Annotated in this window: 18 protein-coding genes; 15 read left to right on the forward strand and 3 right to left on the reverse strand. The window is 57.8% G+C overall.

The features are described from left to right. Positions 1 to 85 precede the first annotated feature (85 nt). Positions 86 to 1156, forward strand: coding sequence for a M42 family metallopeptidase (locus VG146_14530; protein HEV2393565.1), 1071 nt, complete (start codon positions 86 to 88; stop codon positions 1154 to 1156). Positions 1157 to 1228: 72 nt separating this feature from the next. Here the strand turns inward: VG146_14530 and VG146_14535 are convergent, their stop codons facing one another. Beyond that, a complete protein-coding gene (locus VG146_14535) occupies positions 1229 to 1417 on the reverse strand; it encodes a hypothetical protein (protein HEV2393566.1) in 189 nt (62 codons plus the stop codon). A 308-nt stretch (positions 1418 to 1725) separates the two neighbouring features. Between VG146_14535 and VG146_14540 the strand changes: the two genes are divergently transcribed. The 6 genes from VG146_14540 (at position 1726) to VG146_14565 (ending at position 10954) form a co-directional block, all read left to right on the forward strand. Continuing rightward, entirely contained in the window at positions 1726 to 2559 is an 834-nt protein-coding gene (locus VG146_14540; protein HEV2393567.1) for a prepilin-type N-terminal cleavage/methylation domain-containing protein, read from the forward strand. Between the two features lie 91 nt (positions 2560 to 2650). Then, on the forward strand, positions 2651 to 3100 hold the full coding sequence (locus VG146_14545) for a Uma2 family endonuclease (protein ID HEV2393568.1): 450 nt from the start codon (positions 2651 to 2653) through the stop codon (positions 3098 to 3100). 11 nt (positions 3101 to 3111) lie between these two features. Continuing rightward, positions 3112 to 4611 carry a hypothetical protein gene (locus VG146_14550; GenBank protein HEV2393569.1) on the forward strand — a complete coding sequence of 500 codons (1500 nt, stop codon included), beginning with the start codon at positions 3112 to 3114 and terminating at the stop codon, positions 4609 to 4611. A 209-nt stretch (positions 4612 to 4820) separates the two neighbouring features. Continuing rightward, the gene (locus tag VG146_14555) at positions 4821 to 6959 is read left to right on the forward strand and encodes a prolyl oligopeptidase family serine peptidase (protein ID HEV2393570.1); all 2139 of its coding nucleotides are present in this window, start codon (positions 4821 to 4823) and stop codon (positions 6957 to 6959) included. Positions 6960 to 7029: 70 nt separating this feature from the next. Continuing rightward, positions 7030 to 9588 (forward strand): DUF1592 domain-containing protein, encoded by a 2559-nt coding sequence (locus VG146_14560; GenBank protein ID HEV2393571.1) that lies wholly within the window; start codon positions 7030 to 7032, stop codon positions 9586 to 9588. Positions 9589 to 9604: 16 nt separating this feature from the next. Next, a complete protein-coding gene (locus tag VG146_14565; GenBank protein HEV2393572.1) occupies positions 9605 to 10954 on the forward strand; it encodes a DUF1552 domain-containing protein in 1350 nt (449 codons plus the stop codon). Here the strand turns inward: VG146_14565 and VG146_14570 are convergent. Continuing rightward, on the reverse strand, positions 10920 to 11132 hold the full coding sequence (locus VG146_14570; protein HEV2393573.1) for a hypothetical protein: 213 nt from the start codon (positions 11130 to 11132) through the stop codon (positions 10920 to 10922). The two genes, VG146_14565 and VG146_14570, sit on opposite strands and share 35 nt — an antisense overlap. A 200-nt stretch (positions 11133 to 11332) precedes the next feature. Here VG146_14570 and VG146_14575 point away from each other — a divergent pair, with 200 nt between their 5' ends. The 6 genes from VG146_14575 to VG146_14600 all read left to right on the forward strand — a co-directional run bounded on the left by VG146_14575 (position 11333) and on the right by VG146_14600 (position 14478). Further along, on the forward strand, positions 11333 to 11584 hold the full coding sequence (locus VG146_14575; GenBank protein HEV2393574.1) for a hypothetical protein: 252 nt from the start codon (positions 11333 to 11335) through the stop codon (positions 11582 to 11584). Further along, the gene (locus VG146_14580; protein HEV2393575.1) at positions 11550 to 11975 is read left to right on the forward strand and encodes a tetratricopeptide repeat protein; all 426 of its coding nucleotides are present in this window, start codon (positions 11550 to 11552) and stop codon (positions 11973 to 11975) included. The genes VG146_14575 and VG146_14580 overlap by 35 nt, the downstream gene beginning before the upstream one ends. A gap of 96 nt (positions 11976 to 12071) precedes the next feature. Continuing rightward, positions 12072 to 12455 carry an iron-sulfur cluster assembly accessory protein gene (locus tag VG146_14585; GenBank protein HEV2393576.1) on the forward strand — a complete coding sequence of 128 codons (384 nt, stop codon included), beginning with the start codon at positions 12072 to 12074 and terminating at the stop codon, positions 12453 to 12455. A 4-nt stretch (positions 12456 to 12459) separates the two neighbouring features. Continuing rightward, positions 12460 to 13068, forward strand: coding sequence for a hypothetical protein (locus VG146_14590; GenBank protein ID HEV2393577.1), 609 nt, complete (start codon positions 12460 to 12462; stop codon positions 13066 to 13068). 3 nt (positions 13069 to 13071) lie between these two features. Next, positions 13072 to 13773: a hypothetical protein gene (locus VG146_14595; protein ID HEV2393578.1), complete on the forward strand. Its 702-nt coding sequence runs from the start codon at positions 13072 to 13074 to the stop codon at positions 13771 to 13773. Between the two features lie 12 nt (positions 13774 to 13785). Then, positions 13786 to 14478 (forward strand): MgtC/SapB family protein, encoded by a 693-nt coding sequence (locus VG146_14600; protein HEV2393579.1) that lies wholly within the window; start codon positions 13786 to 13788, stop codon positions 14476 to 14478. A gap of 78 nt (positions 14479 to 14556) precedes the next feature. Here the strand turns inward: VG146_14600 and VG146_14605 are convergent, their stop codons facing one another. Further along, the gene (locus VG146_14605) at positions 14557 to 15753 is read right to left on the reverse strand and encodes a hypothetical protein (protein ID HEV2393580.1); all 1197 of its coding nucleotides are present in this window, start codon (positions 15751 to 15753) and stop codon (positions 14557 to 14559) included. A gap of 280 nt (positions 15754 to 16033) precedes the next feature. Between VG146_14605 and VG146_14610 the strand changes: the two genes are divergently transcribed. Further along, positions 16034 to 16564, forward strand: coding sequence for a MarR family transcriptional regulator (locus VG146_14610; protein ID HEV2393581.1), 531 nt, complete (start codon positions 16034 to 16036; stop codon positions 16562 to 16564). 895 nt (positions 16565 to 17459) lie between these two features. After that, entirely contained in the window at positions 17460 to 17867 is a 408-nt protein-coding gene (locus tag VG146_14615) for an MBOAT family protein (protein HEV2393582.1), read from the forward strand. Positions 17868 to 17876: the final 9 nt, after the last annotated feature.

The raw sequence follows: 17876 nt of genomic DNA on the forward strand, positions 1-17876 counted from the left end.
TAACAAAGCCCTGCCGCCCTGTCGAGGCGCTTGTCTGGCAAATTTGACATTGACGACCGCCCTGATTTTCTTAGCGTTCGAATCCATGCGCGAACCATCACTTGATTTTCTGAGAAGACTGGTCAATACGCCCAGTCCTGTGGGCCACGAGGCGCGCGGGCAACGGGTTTGGCTCGATTACGCCCGCGAGTTTGCCGATGAGACCTTCTCTGATACTTATGGCAACTGCGTGGCTGTGCTCAATAAGGGCGGGGCCCCGCGCCTGATGCTGTCAGGCCACGCCGATGAAATCGCCATGGCTGTTAATTTTATCAATGACGAGGGTTTTGTTTATGTGCGAAAGATGGGTGGTGTGGACGCGGCGATCACCAAGGCCCAGCGCGTGTTGATCCACACCCGCACCGGGCCGCTCAAGGGCGTGGTCGGCAATGTCGCTCCTCATCTGATGCGAGAGGAAAAGGACGCCAAACCACCCAAAATACACGAGCTGTTCATCGATATCGGCGCCAGCAGTCGAAAAGAAGCAGAGAAACTGGTGCGAGTCGGGGACCCAATTACCCTGGCGGACGAATTTGACCTGTTGCGCAATGATTTGGCGGTCGCTCGCGCGTTTGATAATCGGGTTGGGACCTTTGCCGTGGCGGAGGCGCTGAGGTTATTACGTGAATCCAAGCGCAAATTGCAGGCAGAGGTCTGCGCTGTTTCCAACGTGCAGGAGGAAGTGGGTCTATTGGGCGCGCGGCAGATAGCCTACTCGCTCAAGCCGGACATTGCGCTGGTGGTGGATGTTACCCATGCGACCGATTACCCTACGGTCAACAAACCGCAGCACGGAGATGTGAAAGTGGGAAGAGGCCCCGCCATTACGCATGGCGGCTGCAATCATCCCGAAGTCGTTGCCCGCATCGAACAGGCCGCCAGGAGCAAGAAGATAGCGTTGCAACACGAGGCGATGTCCGCCAGCAGCGGGACCGATACCGATGCGATCTTCTGGACGCGCGGTGGGATAGCCAGCGCCCTCATCAGCCTGCCCAACCGCTACATGCATTCGCCCGTCGAGGTCGTCAGCCTGGCGGACCTGGAGAAAATCCCCGAATTGCTCGCGGCCTTTGCCTTATCGTTGAAAAAAGGTGAGGGGTTCAAGGTGAAGATTTAGCCGGGCGGGCTCTCCATTGAGGCCCGAACTGCATGGTTGTCGGCTTTGGACTTCAGAATCCTCCGGTTACGCCTACTCCTTGCGTCCCTTCCAAGGCTTGGAAGCGTAAAAGCGTTTGATCTTCCATTCCTTGTAGTACTCCCAACAAAAATAACCCACAACAACTGCCAAAATGGGCAGGAGGGCCAGAAGCAATTTTTTGCTCGAGCCCTTGAATTGGAACTGAGGGGCCAGCGCCGCTGCCAATAACAAGTTTTTCATGCCTTCTATCGCCAAAATCGTACGCTCAAAGGAAAAAGCCCTTCCCCAAGTGTGATGGGAAGCCATCCTTGTCCCGCCGCTGCGGAACAATGCTGAAACGTTTAACAGGCGCCTGGAACACGTCAAGCCGAAAAGGCCAGGCGCATCTTTGCGTACCGGTCCTGCGAAGCGTCGTGGACTGCGCCAATCCTCCACCACTTTTAGGGGGTGAATTTCTGCTGGAGGTTTGAACCCTGGGGGGTGGGTCTGTCACATTTTCTTGATTTACTAGTGAGATGTGTTATGCTTTTTTTCCCAAAGGGAAACCTATGCGTTATCTGGCCAAGACGTGTCTCATCGGCAAGCCTGTTCCTCTTTTCAGGAAGCAAGGATGCCACAGTGTCCTTCACGCCTTCACGTTAATCGAACTGCTGGTCGTCATTGCCATCATTGCAATACTGGCGGCGTTGCTCTTGCCGGTCATTTCCAAGGCCAAAACAAAGGCCCAGGCTACCGCGTGCGTCAGCAAATTAAAACAGTGGGGATTGGCCTTTAAAATGTACGCGGATGATGCCGGGGACAAAGTCCCTGAGGAAGGGGATGTCGTGGTGCCGATCACCGATCGAATTAATGTGGATGCCTGGTACAACGCAATCCCGCCTACCATGAAGCAGCCGCCCCTAACCAATCTCTACCTCGCCAATCCAATCGCTTCTCCGGTGCCCGCAAGCCAGTCGCTCTTTGCCTGTCCCACCTGCGCCCCGCCGGACCCCGCCAACGGCTTTGAGAACCCGCCGACTGTCAAAAAGGCATTCTTCATGTACGGCGAAAATGGACGCCTCTGCATTAACAAAGCCACCCGGCCAGGCGGTGTAGGCCAGACCAAAATCAGCCAGGTCCTGAAACCGGCCGAAACCATCCTCATCGGCGAAACCGACCCGAACTCTAAAGAGAACGACAATGTCGCCCAGTCTAATGTCACCAGCCAATACTCGGTGGCGCGCCACGATCAGCGCGGAAACATGGCCATGTGCGACGGCGGCGTGCGCAGCGGGCGGACCAATGATTTTAAGTTCGACGCCACCGTATCGAACAACGCCAAATCCGAATGGGCGGTCGAGCGCAAATTCCACTGGTACCCCAGCCCGGATACGCCGAACTGAAGCACCGGCAACCGCTGGTGTAAGAGCCTGGAAGCGGCTTTCGGAATAGATTCGAGTTGGATATGAACACCTCATGCCGTAAGTTCCTGGCATGAGCCAGAGCGCGACTTTATCCCAAGCGGGCCGGCAGGACAATGAGCCCCCCGAGCCGCTCGAAAATGGCGCGCATCTGAGCGCTGCCGAGTTCCTGCGCCGCTACGAGGGCATGCCGGAGGTGAGAAAGGCCGAATTGGTCAATGGCATCGTTTATATGGCATCGCCTGTGCGACACGATAGGCATGGAAAGCCCGATAGTTTGATCCAAACCTGGCTCGGCACCTATGCCATCGCCACTCCGGGGGTAGAGTCGTCAACTAACACCACCATACGTCTCGGTGTCGATGACGTACCCCAACCGGACGGTCTCCTGCGCATCGTAACCGAGCGGGGAGGCCAAACGCGCCTGGATGCGAAGGGTTATCTTCAAGGCGGGCCGGAACTGGTCGTCGAGGTTGCCGGCAGCAGTGACGAGGCCTTAGCGCATCGAAAAGGCACCGATTGATCCCGCGCGCATTGCCTCTCCTTTTGTTGCTTTTCACCGGCTGCCTGGCTCGCGGAGCAGTCATCAATGTCCAACCAGGAGACAATTATTCGAAGATCGAGGCGGCGCATCCAGGCGACCAGGTTCTCATTGCCCCGGGGTCTTACGCTTTCCGCGTCTATTTGACCCAGCAGGCCACCCCCACCAATCCCATTGTCATCCAGGCGCAGGACCCGGCCAACCCGCCAGTGTGGGACTTCGGAACCACCCTCGTTGAAAATGCCCCTGGCAGTTACACAGCGGGAGACCGTGGCCGGGGCGGATGGCAGTTCAGCGGGGCGAAGAATTACTCGATTTCAGGAATCGTTTTTCGCAATTGCCGCACGGCATCGTTCAATTCCGCCGGCATCCGCTATTACTACGGCAGCACCAATATTTATGTGAAGGATTGTGTTTTCACACAGAATGACAACGGGATAACAGGCGGCAGCCAGGACAGCGCTTTGACGGTCGAATTTTGCGAGATTTACGCCAATGGTAACACCAATGCGAGCGCCAGTTCTCCCACCCATAACCTTTATATCTATGGAGGGACATTCACGATGCGTTACTGCTACGTTCACGACAGCGTTCAGGCCGAGAATTTCCATATCCGCTCGCGAAACGTGACCCTCGAGTATAACTGGTTCGCCCGGGCAAAGAATTACGAGGGCGATTTGATGACCGACGATGATTTTACCGGCGCGGGTCCTTACAGCCAGGCGATGACCCTGCGTGGCAATGTCATCCTCCAGGCGGCGGCGCCGAGCAATCATGGCCAGGTCATCGCCCTCTACAACGACAATAGCAGTGTCACAAACCTGACTCTTTCTTTGCGGGCCGCGTACAACACATTCATCGGCAACGGCGGCAACGCCGCCTTCGTTCACTTGTCCAATGCCGACAAAACCCGGATGAATGTGGAGGAGTCCGACAATATCCTTTTCGGCACAACCCAGCCGTATTTGATTGAGAACGCCGGCTTCGCTTCACTATCAGGCCAGAACAATTGGCTGCAGACCAACGCGGCGCCCGGGATGTTAAGCGGTTCCATTCAATCCGCCGCGCCCGGATTTCGCAACGCGGCAACGAAGGACTACACCCTGAGCACACGAAGCGCCTGCATCGGCGCGGCCAGCCCCTCGGTGTATGGCCTGCCCGGCAAAGAGTACTTTCGCAACGAGATTACCAATCGTTTTTGGCGGATTCGCTCAGCCGCTCGGGATCTGGGCTCGTTCGAAAGCACCAGCACCAGCAGCCCCATCGGGCCCTACGATCCGGTTCCGCGGCCGATGCTGGCTGCCTCGGTCACGGGCTCCAATGTCGTGTTGAACTGGCCGTTGTTTGCGCAGGATTTTCAATTGGACCAGTCCAGCTCGATCAGTCCAGCGGGGTGGGCGCCCTCCGGTCTTGCTCTCAGCACCAACGCAACCGGAGTGAGCGTTATCGTGGTTGCTCCCAGCGAATCCCAGTTTTTCCGGCTGCAGAAGTAACACCCTTTATTCAAACAATTATTTGCGCTTGAAAAGCCTCGGCGATACCACCGGTGCGGTGCCAATCCGAATCACTTCTGCCTCGCCGAAGACGAAGGTCCTATGGTAGTTTTTCGGCGCCCCAGTTCCCGGGATCCCGGGATTAATTGAAGACACACTGCGCGCCCTTATTGAGCCGAGCCGCAAAAAGCGGAACGGCCCTGTTGTGCATGGTTGCGGCCTGCTCCCCTATCCCCCAAACACCTGCCAATGACACACCCTGGGCGCCGGCTGAAGGACCCAAGTTAGCCTACCCCTCCGCCAGAAAGGACAGTGCTGTGGACGATTACCATGGCGTAAAGGTTGCCGATCCGTATCGCTGGCTCGAGCAGTTAGATTCGTCTGAAACGCGCGCCTGGGTGGCCGCCGAAGCCAAGCTCACCGATTCTTATTTGCGCCGAATGCCTGCTCGCGCGGAGCTCAAGCAACGGTTGACAACGTTGCTGAATTTCGAGAAGTATGGAATCCCCTTTCAAAAAGCCGGACGTTATTTTTACACGTATAACCGCGGCCTTCAGGAGCAAAGCCCGCTCTATTCGGCCGATGGCCTGACCGGCGCCCCAAAGAAGGTGCTCGATCCGAACCTTCTTTCTACCAATGGCAGCCTCGCTGTGGTGGGCTACGTCGCCAGCCACGATGGCACTCTCCTGGCTTACGGCGTTTCACAGGGCGGCTCAGATTGGACGGATTGGCGAATCCGCGACCTGCCCAGCGGCAAGGACTTGCCCGACGTGGTGCGTTGGACCAAATATTACTGGCCGGCCTTTTCCCTGGATGGCAAGGGCCTGTACTACAGCGCGTTTCCGGCCCCGCAGCCGGGTCAGGAACTCAGCGCGCGCGATTTGAATGATGCCGTTTATTACCACGCCTTGGGCACGCCGGCTGCGTCGGACCGGAAAATTTATGAGCGCCCAGACCATCCGGATTGGCAATTCGACCCGCGCCTGACGCCCGATGGCCGCTTCCTGGTGCTCCTGGCGGGAGAAGGCGAGGTCGGAGATAAGGGGCTGGAGAGTATTTACGTCGCGGAAATCAGTTCGACCAACTCCGATGTGACGCCGCTGGTTGAGGGTTTTAACGCCGGTTATTTCTACGCCGGTTATGATGAGGGTCTGCTCAATTTCCAAACAACACTTGATGCCCCGCGCGGGCGGGTCATCGCTATCGAGCCAAAAGCCGCGGACCGGTCCTCGTGGAAGGAAATTGTACCACAGGGTCCCGATTCGATGGACTTGGCCTATGGCAGCGTGACGCTGGTGAATCACGAACTGATTGTCCGCACTCTGCACGATGCGCATAGCCGAGTGACAATCTACGGTCTCGATGGGCGCTTGCGGCGCGAGGTCGGACTCCCGGGTTTGGGGGCGGCTTCGGGTTTTGCTGGCGAGCCTGAGGACAACGAGACGTTTTATCTCTACAGCGATTTAGTTACGCCGCCTACTATCTTCCGGCTCGATCTGCAGACTAGCGTGAGCACGGTTTATCGGGCGCCCAAAGTGGCGTTCGACCTGGCGCAACTCGAGATGAAACAGGTCTTTTATCCGGCGAAGGACGGCACACGCATCCCGATGTACGTCGTCTCGAAAAAGGGACTAAAACGCAATGGCTCCAACCCCACTCTGCTCTATGGCTATGGCGGATTCGGCATTTCCATCCTGCCCACCTTTAACCCCGCCCGCATGGCCTGGCTTGAGCGCGGCGGGGTCTTTGCGATTGGCAATATCCGCGGTGGAGGGGAGTACGGCGAATCCTGGCACAAGCAAGGCACCCGCGAGCATAAGCAGACGGTCTTCGACGACTTCATCGCCGGAGCCGAATGGCTCATTGCCCAGCGCTACACCTCGACGCCGCGCCTGGCGATCATGGGCGGGTCGAATGGCGGCCTGCTGGTCGGCGCCTGCGTGACACAGCGGCCAGACCTTTTCGGCGCCGCCCTGGCCTACGTTGGCGTCATGGATATGCTGCGGTTCAATCAATTCGGCCAAGGCGCAGGCTGGGAAGGCGATTTTGGCTCGCCGCAAAACCCGCAGGATTTCAAAGCACTTTATGCGTACTCACCTTACCACAATGTGCGGCCCGGGGCTCGTTACCCAGCCACAATGATCTTCACAGGCGACCATGATACCCGCGTCATGCCCGCTCATTCGTTTAAGTTTGCGGCAGCCTTGCAAGCCGCCCAGGCCGGACCCGCGCCCATCCTCCTCCACGTCGAGTTGTCGGCCGGCCATGGCGGCGGGCCCACCACCAGCCAGCACATCGACGAGACGGCGGATGCGTATGCGTTCCTGCTGCGGAACCTGATGCATTGAGAGTTGCGCCTTTTGCCGAAGCGCTTGCAACAGGCTGTTGAATGGTGTTCATTCTATTGTCTAAACTCGAATGACACGATTCCAGCCAGTGCGGCTTGCCTCCTCCATCGTTCTTTTCTTTGCCTTCATGCTGCGGGGGCAGACCGTTCCGAAGGACGTTCGCGCCTTTGTTGAGTCGCATTGCGTGGAATGCCACGACCCGGACCTCAAAAAAGGCGGGCTGGACCTCAGCGCCCTGAGTTTCACCCTCAATGACCCGGCCACTTTTGCGAAGTGGGTGAAAGTGCATGATAAGGTAAGCCTTGGAGAAATGCCTCCCAGGAAGAAGCCCCGACCGGCTTTCGCGGAGCTGAAGGGGTTTACCAATGTATTGGCGTCGGCGCTGCTGGCAGCCGACCGTCAGCGCATCGCGAGAGAGGGCAGGGCCACCCAGCGGCGTCTCAACCGCTACGAATACGAGGATACCCTGCGGGATTTGTTGTCGCTGCCGTATCTTGAAGTGAAATCATTTCTGCCCGAGGACAGTGAGGCCTTCGGATTCAACAAAGTCGGCGATGCCCTGGATGTTTCGCACGTCCAAATGGCGCGTTATTTGAGCGCGGCCGAGTTTGCCTTGCGGTCTGCCATGGCGCCGCAAGCCACCTTGCCGCAAACCACAACGAACCGTTATTACACGTGGGACCAGGGGGCATTTTTTGGCGCCATCAAGCTCGAAGGCCCCTTGAACAGGAGGACATTCCCGCTGGTGGGTTACGAATTGCAAACGAATTTAATGGCGATGAAGTCTCCTGAGCGGGGAGCGCCTGACCCGCAACGGCGCGAGCAGGAGGCCCTGGCCGTTGTGGTCAGCACTTATGAACCGACCGAGATTCGCTTCAACAGATTTCGCGCGCCGGTTTCGGGCAAATACCGGCTCAGATTCTGCGCGTACAGCATTTGGATGGACCCGCAGTACAAGGCAGCCTCCCCTGGGCGCCGCCCCGAGCCGGTAACAATTTACGCCGATACCCCGCCGCGCCTGTTGCGAGAATTAGGCAGCTTCGATGTGGACCCTGAGCCCGCAACACGCGAGCTGGAGGTCTATTTATTAGCCGGCGAAACCATCCGGCCCGATGCCGCCCGTTTTTTTCGATCGCGTCCGCCGGATTTTCAGAACCCGCTGGCCGGCCCGGATGGGATGCCCGGGCTGGCGTTCCGTTGGATGGAAGTCGAAGGGCCGCTCATCGAGCAATGGCCGCCGGCTGGTCATCGGCTAATGTTTGGCGATTTGCCGATGAAAGATCGCGTCGCGCCTTCTGGAGGCGGGCGCCGCAGGGCCAACGGCACCGTCGAGGTTATCTCAAAGAATCCGCAGAGCGATGCCGAGCGGCTCTTGCGGGGGTTTATGCAAGCGGCTTATCGCAGGCCAGTCCAGGAGCAAGACGTGAAGCTTTTTCTGTCGGTTATCCACTATGCGCTGCAATCGGGCCAGAGCTTCACCGAATCGATGCTTGCCGGTTACACCGCCGTTTTGAGTTCTCCGGATTTTCTGTACTTCAGTCAAAAGCCGGGGCGGCTGGATGATCTGGCGCTGGCCGAGCGGCTTTCTTATTTCCTGTGGAATTCAGATCCGGACCTCGAATTGCGCCGGCTGGCTGAGAGCCGGCAGTTGCATCGGCCCAAAGTGCTTCGGGAGGAGACGGACCGGCTGCTGAACGACCCGCGCTCCTTCCGGTTCGTGGAGGCCTTCCTGGATTACTGGCTCGACCTGCGATTCATCGAGGGGGTTGCACCCGATGCCGAACTTTACCCGGAATATCAATTGGACGATTTACTGGTCGAGTCGATGATCGGCGAGACGCAACTGTTCTTTAGCGAGTTGGTGAAACGCAACCTTGGCGTAACCAATATCGTCGCTTCGGATTTTGCAGTGCTCAACGAGCGGCTGGCCCGGCACTACGGCATTAACGGCATCGAGGGAGTGGCGCTGCGGCGTGTGCCATTGCCGAAAGGATGTGTGCGGGGCGGTCTGCTGACGCAAGCCAGCGTGCTAAAGGTGACGGCTAATGGCACGACGACTTCACCGGTTAAGCGCGGCGCCTGGATTATGTCCCGGATTTTAGGCGAACCGCCGCCGCCGCCGCCGCCCGGGGTGCCGGCCCTCGAACCCGATACTCGCGGCGCCACCACCATCCGTGAGCAATTGGCCAAACATCGCTCTCAGGAAACGTGCGCCGCATGCCACCGAAACTTCGACCCGCCCGGATTCGCCCTGGAAAGCTTCGATGTCATGGGCGGCTGGCGCGAACGCTACCGGGCCATCGGCGGAGGCGAGCCGGTCAAGGGCATCGGGCATAATGGACTGCGTTTTCATTTCGGATTGGGGCCGGCTGTGGACCCGAGTGGTGAGTTGCCGGATGGCCGGAAGTTCCAAGACGTCGTGCAACTCAAGCAGGAATTGCTTCAGAACCGGCAGCTATTGGCCCGCAATATGGCGCAGCAATTGGCAATTTATGCTACCGGGGCTGGCATCCAGTTCTCGGACCGCCCGCAGATTGCCAGGATGTTGCAGCATACCCTGGCCGGAGGATACGGTGTGCGGAGCCTGATCCATGAAATCGTCCAGAGCGATCTCTTCTTAAATAAATGACCCGAACCAGACGTCTATGAAAGAGCAAGCAACCAAACGGACCATGAACAGCCCTTTTGTTTCAACGCAAGGCGCCCTCTCGCGGCGGCGCTTTCTCAGAGGAACCGGCATCATGCTGGCGCTGCCTCTGCTGGACGCGATGCTTCCCGCTTTCGCTTCTGCGCCGGCAGCGGCGGACGGCCCGGGGGCCAAGCCGCGTCGAATGCTTGCCATCTGCAACAATTTGGGCCTGCTGCCCACCGAGTTTTTTCCCAAAGACCCAGGAAGGGATTACAAACTCTCGCCATACCTTGAGTTGCTGTCCGAGTACCGGAATGATTTTACAGTATTCAGCGGAGTCTCACACCCGGACGTGGACGGGGGGCATCCTGCCGACAACTGTTTTCTAACAGCGGCGCCGCACCCGGGGCGGGGCGGGTTTCGCAATACGATTTCGCTGGACCAATTCATCGCTGAGCGCATCGGGCATCTGACCCGGTTCCCCTCGCTCAATTTGGGCGTCAACGTGCAGCAGGGCGCCCGCAGCCTGGCGTGGACCAGCTCCGGAGTGCTCATTCCCTGTGAAGAAAAAGCCTCTGACGTGTTCAAACGAATGTTCATCCAAGGAACAAAGGATGAAACGGACGCCCAGGTGCGCCGGTTGGAATTAGGCCAAAGCATCCTGGATGCGGTGGCGGACCAGGCAAAGGCCCTGCAGCGGGATGTGGGGGCGCGCGACCGCGACCGGCTCGACCAGTATTTCACCAGCGTGCGCGAATTGGAGAAACGCATGAGCATGTCGCGGGAGTGGGAGCACAGGCCCAAACCCAAGGTGAATGTGCCTGTGCCGCTGGACCCTGAAAGCCCTCGAGAGTACATGGAGAAAGTTAAGCTGATGTATGACATGGCGCGGCTTGGCTTTGAAACGGATTCGACCCGGTCGGTGGCCCTTTTGCTCGATAGCGTCAACTCGCCGGCCATCGAGATTGAGGACATAAAAATTACCGATGGCTACCATAACCTGTCTCATCACGGCAGGTCCGAGGCGAAACTCGCCCAACTCAAGGCCATTGACCATTGGCACATGAAGCTGCTGGGGAATTTGTTCGGAGAATTAAAAGCTGCGCATGAGGAGGATGAAACCCTGCTGGATCGGACGATGATTCTTTATGGGACAAATCTGGGCAACGCCGACACCCATGTGACCACCAACCTGCCCACTATCTTTGCCGGTGGCGGGTTCAAACATGGCCAGCACCTCATGTTCGACACAGACCATAATTACCCGCTCCCGAACCTGTTCGTTTCGATGCTCCAGCGAATGGAGTTGGAAGTGGATAAATTTGCCTCCGCTACCGGAACGATGCGCGGGTTGGAAACGGCCTAAGCGGGGTTGCAATAGCATCCCAGCCATCTTTGGCATCATCGACCATCTGGCCGTGCCGTTGCTCGCAACTCGCGCCGAACAATTCGATTTTGACCAGCAGCCTTCCCAGTCGATGCTGGTTGTCTCGCACCCGGTTTCGCAGCTTTTCGATTTCCTTGCCTGTCTTGCTCCAAGTCATACGTCCCTCCTTGCAGCAAACTCACATTCCCAAAGGATTCCTCTCCTGCTACGCCAACCTCGCACCCGTTGTTCTCCGTGCAACCCAGGAATTTCCCGGTCGCAGCAAGATTCCCGCCTTCAGGTTTCAACCCGCACCTAAATGGCATTTTTCAGAATTGACGAATAGGGCTGTCTGAATACCGTTAGCTGGATAATCCCATGAGCCGGCGCTCTAAACTCAGACATTCCGAGGGAGCAGAGTTGGCGTGGCTTTCCGGTCCTATTGCCGGCACCAGTGGCAGGGCATTCCCAGCCGAATCGCGCTGGGACAGTCAGCGTGGCGCTTTGGCCATCTGCATCTTTCTGGCTTTGGCGATCTGGGCTGTTTTCGGCCAGACCCTTTACTACGGTTTTGTCAACTACGACGATGGTGTTTGTGTTTACGATAATCCAGCCACACCCGGGGGCTGACAGACCGGCGAGAATTGCCACCGCTGCGGCCCACCTTCAAACGGCCTATTGGAAAGACAGTGTTTCCCTGTGGACACACTGCCTGGCTTGCACCCCGGGAGATTATGTGGCCCACAACAATTTAGGAATCGCTCTGGTCTTGCAGGGAAGGCGGGAGGAAGCCATTCATAATTTTGAGCGGGCGCTGGAGATCAAACCGGACGATAGCGAAGCCCACAACAATTCAGGCGTCGCTCTGGCCTCCCAGGGGAAGATGGAAGAAGCCATTCATCAGTTTGAACGGGCGCTTGAGCTCAAAGCAGATAACAGCGAGGCCCGCACCAATCTGGGCCGCGCGCTGGCTGCTCGGGGCGCATCAGACAAGCCATCCCCCAGTTCACAGGAGCCTTGAATCCGACACCTAATTCCCTAATTCTCTAATTCTCTATTCTCTGGATTCTCTTCCTTGATAGCGGCCTTTAGGCGAGTTACGTTGCCTGTCGAATCGATGATCGCAAACCTTGCCGCCAAATCAACCGCTGCCCCTGCCTTCCGGGTGGGGGACGAACGGCTCATTAAACTCACTTCGAGCGCCGCCGCCAAAGTCGGCTCACTGCTATCGAAGCAAGGCCGGCCCGCCGGGGTGTTGCGCGTGGCGGTGGTGGGCGGCGGCTGTTCCGGGCTGCAATACAAAATGGATTTGCAGGATGGACCGGCTAATCGCGATATCCTGGTTGAAACGGCAGGCGTGCGGGTAGTGGTCGATCCCAAGAGCGCCCTCTATGTCACCGGCAGCGAGCTGGATTATCTGGATGCGCTCGACGGCGGGTTCAAAGTGAAAAATCCCAATGCGGCCACCAGTTGCTCTTGCGGCGAGAGCTTCAGCGCCTGAAAACGTGACCGATTGCTTTGAGTTGCTGGAGCAACCGCGGCGTCCCTGGCTGGACCCCGAGCCACTTAAGCACAAATTCATTGAACTTTCGACGGCCATGCATCCCGACCGCCTCCACCAGGCGACAGACAATGAGAAGCGAGCAGCTCAGCAAGGTTACACAGAGCTCAATGCGGCTTACAACCGGCTGCGAGAACCCCGGGAACGGCTGGTGCATTTGCTGGAACTCGAGCTTGGGAAGAAACCCCGCCGGGTTCAACAGATTCCCGCGGAGCTGATGGACCGCTTCATGGAGGTCAGCCGCCTGTGCCGCGAAGCAGACGGATTCCTGGCCGAAAAAGCCGCCACCACCTCACCGCTGCTCCTGGCACAGATGTTCGAGCGCGGCCAGGAATGGGTGGACAAACTCGGCTCGCTTGGAAAGCAACTCGAGGCTTGGCGCGAAGAACTGGTTGCCCAGTTGAAATCGCTGGACGCCCAGTGGAACACGGACCAGACTCCGTCCACAAAGCAAACCGCGCTGCTCCGCCTGGAAGAGCTGTCGCAATTGTTTGGTTATGCGGCGCGGTGGCGCGCTCAGGTGCAGGAACGGCTCGTCCGGCTTTCATTTTGAATCATGCAACACCTTGGATTGGCTGCGGCGCTTTCGTTCGAGTTGCTCGCCAACAGCCTGGGCGCTGCCCAATCCTGGCCGGAAGCGCTGGACGCTATGCCGCTAAGACCCCCCGTTCATTGCCTGGACTTGACCAATTGTGTCCCGCTCATGCTGGCCTCCTTTCAATCCAACCAGTTCGTTAAGGCCCTCATTTTCATGCCTGGCGCTACCGACGAGTTTTACCTTTTTCGACGGGCCCGGGCGATCCTGACAAACGCCTCGCCGTCTTTGCTGGATGCCGTCGAGGCGCTCACCAACCAAACCTTTATTCGGTCCACCTTTCAGCCTCCTTTTCTTTTGCTTCATACTGATGAAGACCCGCTCGACCCTGCGATAACCGTTCGCGATGCGCCAACGGTCATCCGGCTCAAATCCTGCCGCTTCCTGCCTCACCTTGTCGCCCGGGATGCCGATTGGGACTGGCTGCAACCTTCCCTTCGATGGACGCTCCGGGTGGACATCCGGCCCTGGAGTCATTCCCTGGACCAATCCTGGCACTTTTACCGGCACAGCTTCGCCGCCTGGAATTTAACCGGCTGGGAGGCCCTCGAGGCCGCCGCGCTGGCCGGGAAGAGCCAATTCGTCGTGGAGCATAAGCGCGTTACCTTCACGCCAGACAGTCGTGTGCGGGCCACCCTCCATTTGGATTTCTTTCCGCGTTGATTATATTCAGTCATGTCGCACATCGGCTTTCCGGAGATGCTCCTGCGGGTTGTGTTGGCATTTGGGGCTGGGTTTGCCATCGGCTGGGAGCGCGAATGCCACGGGCGCCCCGCCGGATTGAGGACGAACATCCTTGCCTGTGTAGCCGCCGCGGTGGCGATGATTGTTTCTGAAATCCTTTTCGTCCAAAGCGTCTCGGTCAACCCCGCCGGCACCGTTCGCTCGGACCCGGCGCGGCTGGGGGCGGGCGTCCTGACCGGGATTGGTTTTTTGGGGGCCGGCGCCATCCTGCGTCACGAGAACATCATCCGGGGTGTGACCACAGCAGCCAGCCTGTGGTTTGTCACGGTGCTGGGGCTCGCCTTTGGCAGCGGCATGTATGATTTGGCTTTATTGGGTGTCGGGCTGGCGATGGTTACTTTATTCATTCTGCCGCGCGTCGAGCGGTACGCGCAAGCTGACTGGTACGCCACTCTGACAATCAGCGCGACGCTCGAAGGGCCGGCGGACCAGGCGCTCAGAACCAAAATCGAATCCCTAGGGCCGCTTGTCCAGACCCTGAAACTGAACTACGACCTCGAGAAGAAGCAAAAGACGATAACCTGCGATTTGAAGCTGAAACGCTCGGATCGATTCGAGGCCCCGGATCGTCTTGTCAACGATCTCAGCCAGCTCCCGGGCGTGCTGCGGGTGGCCTGGACATAAGGAGTATGAACCGAATTCGTGAAACGGGAGGTACCGCGGTTTGACGGGCAAGGAGGCTGGCACTCCAGGCCATTGCCACTACTGCGCCGCCAGCCGATAAAACATGGTCCCCGGCGGATTGGGAAGCGTCACTTGGTTTTGTGAGCCGACCACAAACGACGTGTTGGTTAGCGTGGTCCAGTGGGCGGGGTTCAGGTCAGGATTTTCTTGCACCGCAAAGGCCGGGTTTGGTGCTGGCCAGCAGACCAGCACGGTATTGGTGCTGGACAGGTTGATGCCAAGCTGAGGCGGTGCTGGCACCCCGAGCGAGAAGACAGCCAGCCCGTTGTCAGTGGCCATATAAGCATTGGAGCCTGATACTTCCAGCCGATGCGCTCGATCATAAAAATCAACAAAACCTTCGATAGGGCTGGAGGCAACGACAGTCGCATTTGTAGGGTTGGAGACATCGACGACGAACAAATTAGCTGGCCAACCTGCTATGCTGGCTCCTCCGCTTCCCGCCACATAGGCGTAATTGCCAGAAAGCGCTACGCTATTGCCATACGCACTTGGCATGGACACGAGGATGGGGTTGGTCGGGTTGGAAACATTGAAAATTCGAAGTGCATTCGTGTAGGAAGCCAGATAGGCGAACTTCCCCGCCACTGCTGCATCGACTGCGAATGCGAAGACGCCACCGCTCTCTTCTCCCGCTTGCTTAAAGTTCAATGGTTCAGAAAGGTCATAAACCAACAAGCCACTATAGCAGCCAGCCACATAGGCATAATTGCCAGACACCGCGCCGGCATAACCGCAAGAAACCGGCCCACCAGTCCCCATCTCTCTTGGGTTCGCAGGGTCGGGGACGTTGTACATGGTCACGCCGCCTCCTGCGAATAAATAGACCGACTGTCCAAGGGCAGTTACATACTGCCAATTGCCGGAAATGTGGCCGACGGCGACGGGGTTTGGCGGATTCGCGATGTCCAACACGCTCACGTCTGAATGGAGGTCATACAGATATTGGCCGGATGCGGCCACCCCCGTGGCGAAGCCCACACTGTCGCTGTAACCGACATCGACAGGGTTGGCAGGATTGGAAATATCCAGAATCCGCAGACCACTCGCAGTCGCCACGTAAAGGTAATGACTGAAAACAGCAGCGCCGTAAGTTGGACCCAGGCCAATATTCGTGACGTTTACCAGGTTCGTTTGCGCGGGACAAGGCCATGGCCACAGCAACCACGCGGATGCTGCCAGCGCCGCCGGGATGATTTGGAAAAATTTGCTCATAATCCGTGACGCGGCTTTAGCTGTGCGAATCGCAACAAAAGCCAGCATAAGTGCCACAATTCGTTTTCGCCAAGCACTAAAACCGGAATTGGCAGAGCCAGAATTGTCCAGACGGGGGACAGAGGCGCTGATGCCTTGACCCCGCAGATTGTGGCGAAAACGGAGGTCGAATTGCTTCGCGAGAGCTGGGAAGAAACCGGATGCAAAGGTGCAAAGGCAACGATTCATTTGACAGAGCAGAGTATGTATGTTATTTCTGAACCAACAGAAATGACAGAATATGAAGCTCAACCAGGTCCAACAAAAATTCGTCCTCCATTGGGGGGAGATGGGAACCCGCTGGGGCATCAATCGCACGGTAGCGCAAATCCATGCGCTCCTCTACATCTCGCCCAAACCGTTGAACGCGGAGGAGATTGCCGAGACGCTGGATGTGGCCCGCTCGAACGTGAGCAACAGTCTGCGGGAGCTTCAAGGCTGGCGGATTGTGAAACTGGTCCACGTCCTGGACGATAAGCGGGACCATTTCGAATCCATGAAGGATGTTTGGGAGATGTTCCGCATCGTGCTGGATGAGCGCAAGCGCCGTGAGATTGATCCGACCATGGCCATCCTCGAGGAATGCATCGCCGAAGCGGGTAAGGAGAAGGACACCGACAACAGCACCGAAGAGCGCCTCCGCGAACTCCACCGTTTTTTCCAAACAACGACGAACTGGTATATGCAGGTGGCCAGGTTGCCGGCTTCGGCTTTGGTGAAGTTTTTGAGTGCAGGGGACAAGGTCCTCAAGAGCATTGGACTGAGATCGTAGAGAGTCGTCTCTTTTTTTTGGAATGCTAGTTCTGTGAATACAGAAATTACAGATATAAAGAACGCGAACGGCTGGGTGTGCTTTGATGCCCCAATGCGGCCTTTGCGTGAATCTCGCCCGTAGCTTTGGGGCCTTGCTACGCAGGTATCGGTTCGGATTGGTGCCCCTGCAAACACCCTGGGTGAAGGACCATCTGACCAACAACGGTGAGGAACTCCTGTCGGAGTTGCGGCTGATCACTGCTGGCGGTCAAATACACGGCGGAGCTGACGCACTGATTGAAATCGCACGTCGTGTCTGGTGGGCAAAGCCGGTGTTCTGGCTTTCGATTGTTCCCCCGGTCAAACTCTCGTTGCGCAGAGGCTACCGATGGGTTGCCCAAAATCGGACCTGCCTCGCGGGAACTTGCCACATCGCAGCGCATCCGAGGAGCTCCGGGCTTGGTGCTGTGGGTTGGATTTCTGCGCTGTTGCCAACCGCTATTGTCCTCCGCTTGGGGAGAGCCCTGCCTGCCTGGATATGGATGTGGGAGATCGCCTTCGCTCTGTTCATTGGAGCAAAGTGGGTCACGATTCAAGGGTTTCTGCAATCCGGGAAGAGAGCAGGTCCAGGTCGGCTGGTTACTTATGGACTTCTCTGGCCTGGAATGGATCTCCGGGCGTTCTGTGGAACAAACCCTATTCGTCCACCGGCTGGTTGCGAGTGGGCTGCCGCGGCTGCAAAGACACTTTTCGGGGCTGCGGTGGTGTGGGTCGGAGTGCCCCTGGTCGGAGCAACACATCCTATGATCACCGGCTGGGTGGGAATGGTCGGCGTCGTCCTACTCCTTCATTTTGGACTCTTTCACCTCCTTTCTGCATTGTGGCGTGCTCTCGGTATCAACGCGCGTCCAATTATGCGCTCGCCTGCCGGAGCGACTTCGCTCAGCGGGTTTTGGGGGGAGGACTGGAACGCTGCTTTCAGCGACCTCATGCATGGGGGCGTTTTCAAGCCTCTGACCAAGAGCGTCGGACGTTGGGGAGCACTCTTGCTGGTATTCCTTATTTCCGCCACCCTGCACGAGTTAGTCATCTCGGTTCCCGCGCGGGGCGGCTACGGACTGCCGACAGCTTACTTTGTTCTCCAGGGTTTGGCCCTCCTGTTCGAACGTAGCAAACGTGGCCAAAACCTGGGCCTCGGCTCCGGGGTAAAGGGCTGGTGCTTCGTGGCGCTGGTTGCCGGCGTACCAGCGTTTTGGCTGTTCCACCCGATTTTCATTCACCACGTCATTTTGCCGATGCTCCACGCCATCGGCGCAACCTGAGGAAACGAC

Source organism: Verrucomicrobiia bacterium (assembly GCA_035946615.1).
Classification (GTDB): Bacteria; Verrucomicrobiota; Verrucomicrobiia; order Limisphaerales; family UBA8199; genus DASYZB01.

Bases quoted from the DNA above. Each gene is read 5' to 3' on its own strand.
- VG146_14530 (HEV2393565.1), top strand. From the start codon at position 86: ATGCGCGAACCATCACTTGATTTTCTGAGAAGACTGGTCAATACGCCC.
- VG146_14570 (HEV2393573.1), bottom strand. From the start codon at position 11,132: ATGACTTGGAGCAAGACAGGCAAGGAAATCGAAAAGCTGCGAAACCGG.
- VG146_14585 (HEV2393576.1), top strand. From the start codon at position 12,072: ATGATCGCAAACCTTGCCGCCAAATCAACCGCTGCCCCTGCCTTCCGG.
- VG146_14565 (HEV2393572.1), top strand. From the start codon at position 9,605: ATGAAAGAGCAAGCAACCAAACGGACCATGAACAGCCCTTTTGTTTCA.
- VG146_14540 (HEV2393567.1), top strand. From the start codon at position 1,726: ATGCGTTATCTGGCCAAGACGTGTCTCATCGGCAAGCCTGTTCCTCTT.
- VG146_14545 (HEV2393568.1), top strand. From the start codon at position 2,651: ATGAGCCAGAGCGCGACTTTATCCCAAGCGGGCCGGCAGGACAATGAG.
- VG146_14535 (HEV2393566.1), bottom strand. From the start codon at position 1,417: ATGAAAAACTTGTTATTGGCAGCGGCGCTGGCCCCTCAGTTCCAATTC.
- VG146_14595 (HEV2393578.1), top strand. From the start codon at position 13,072: ATGCAACACCTTGGATTGGCTGCGGCGCTTTCGTTCGAGTTGCTCGCC.
- VG146_14555 (HEV2393570.1), top strand. From the start codon at position 4,821: ATGGTTGCGGCCTGCTCCCCTATCCCCCAAACACCTGCCAATGACACA.
- VG146_14615 (HEV2393582.1), top strand. From the start codon at position 17,460: ATGCGCTCGCCTGCCGGAGCGACTTCGCTCAGCGGGTTTTGGGGGGAG.
- VG146_14575 (HEV2393574.1), top strand. From the start codon at position 11,333: ATGAGCCGGCGCTCTAAACTCAGACATTCCGAGGGAGCAGAGTTGGCG.
- VG146_14605 (HEV2393580.1), bottom strand. From the start codon at position 15,753: ATGAGCAAATTTTTCCAAATCATCCCGGCGGCGCTGGCAGCATCCGCG.
- VG146_14560 (HEV2393571.1), top strand. From the start codon at position 7,030: ATGACACGATTCCAGCCAGTGCGGCTTGCCTCCTCCATCGTTCTTTTC.
- VG146_14610 (HEV2393581.1), top strand. From the start codon at position 16,034: ATGAAGCTCAACCAGGTCCAACAAAAATTCGTCCTCCATTGGGGGGAG.
- VG146_14600 (HEV2393579.1), top strand. From the start codon at position 13,786: ATGTCGCACATCGGCTTTCCGGAGATGCTCCTGCGGGTTGTGTTGGCA.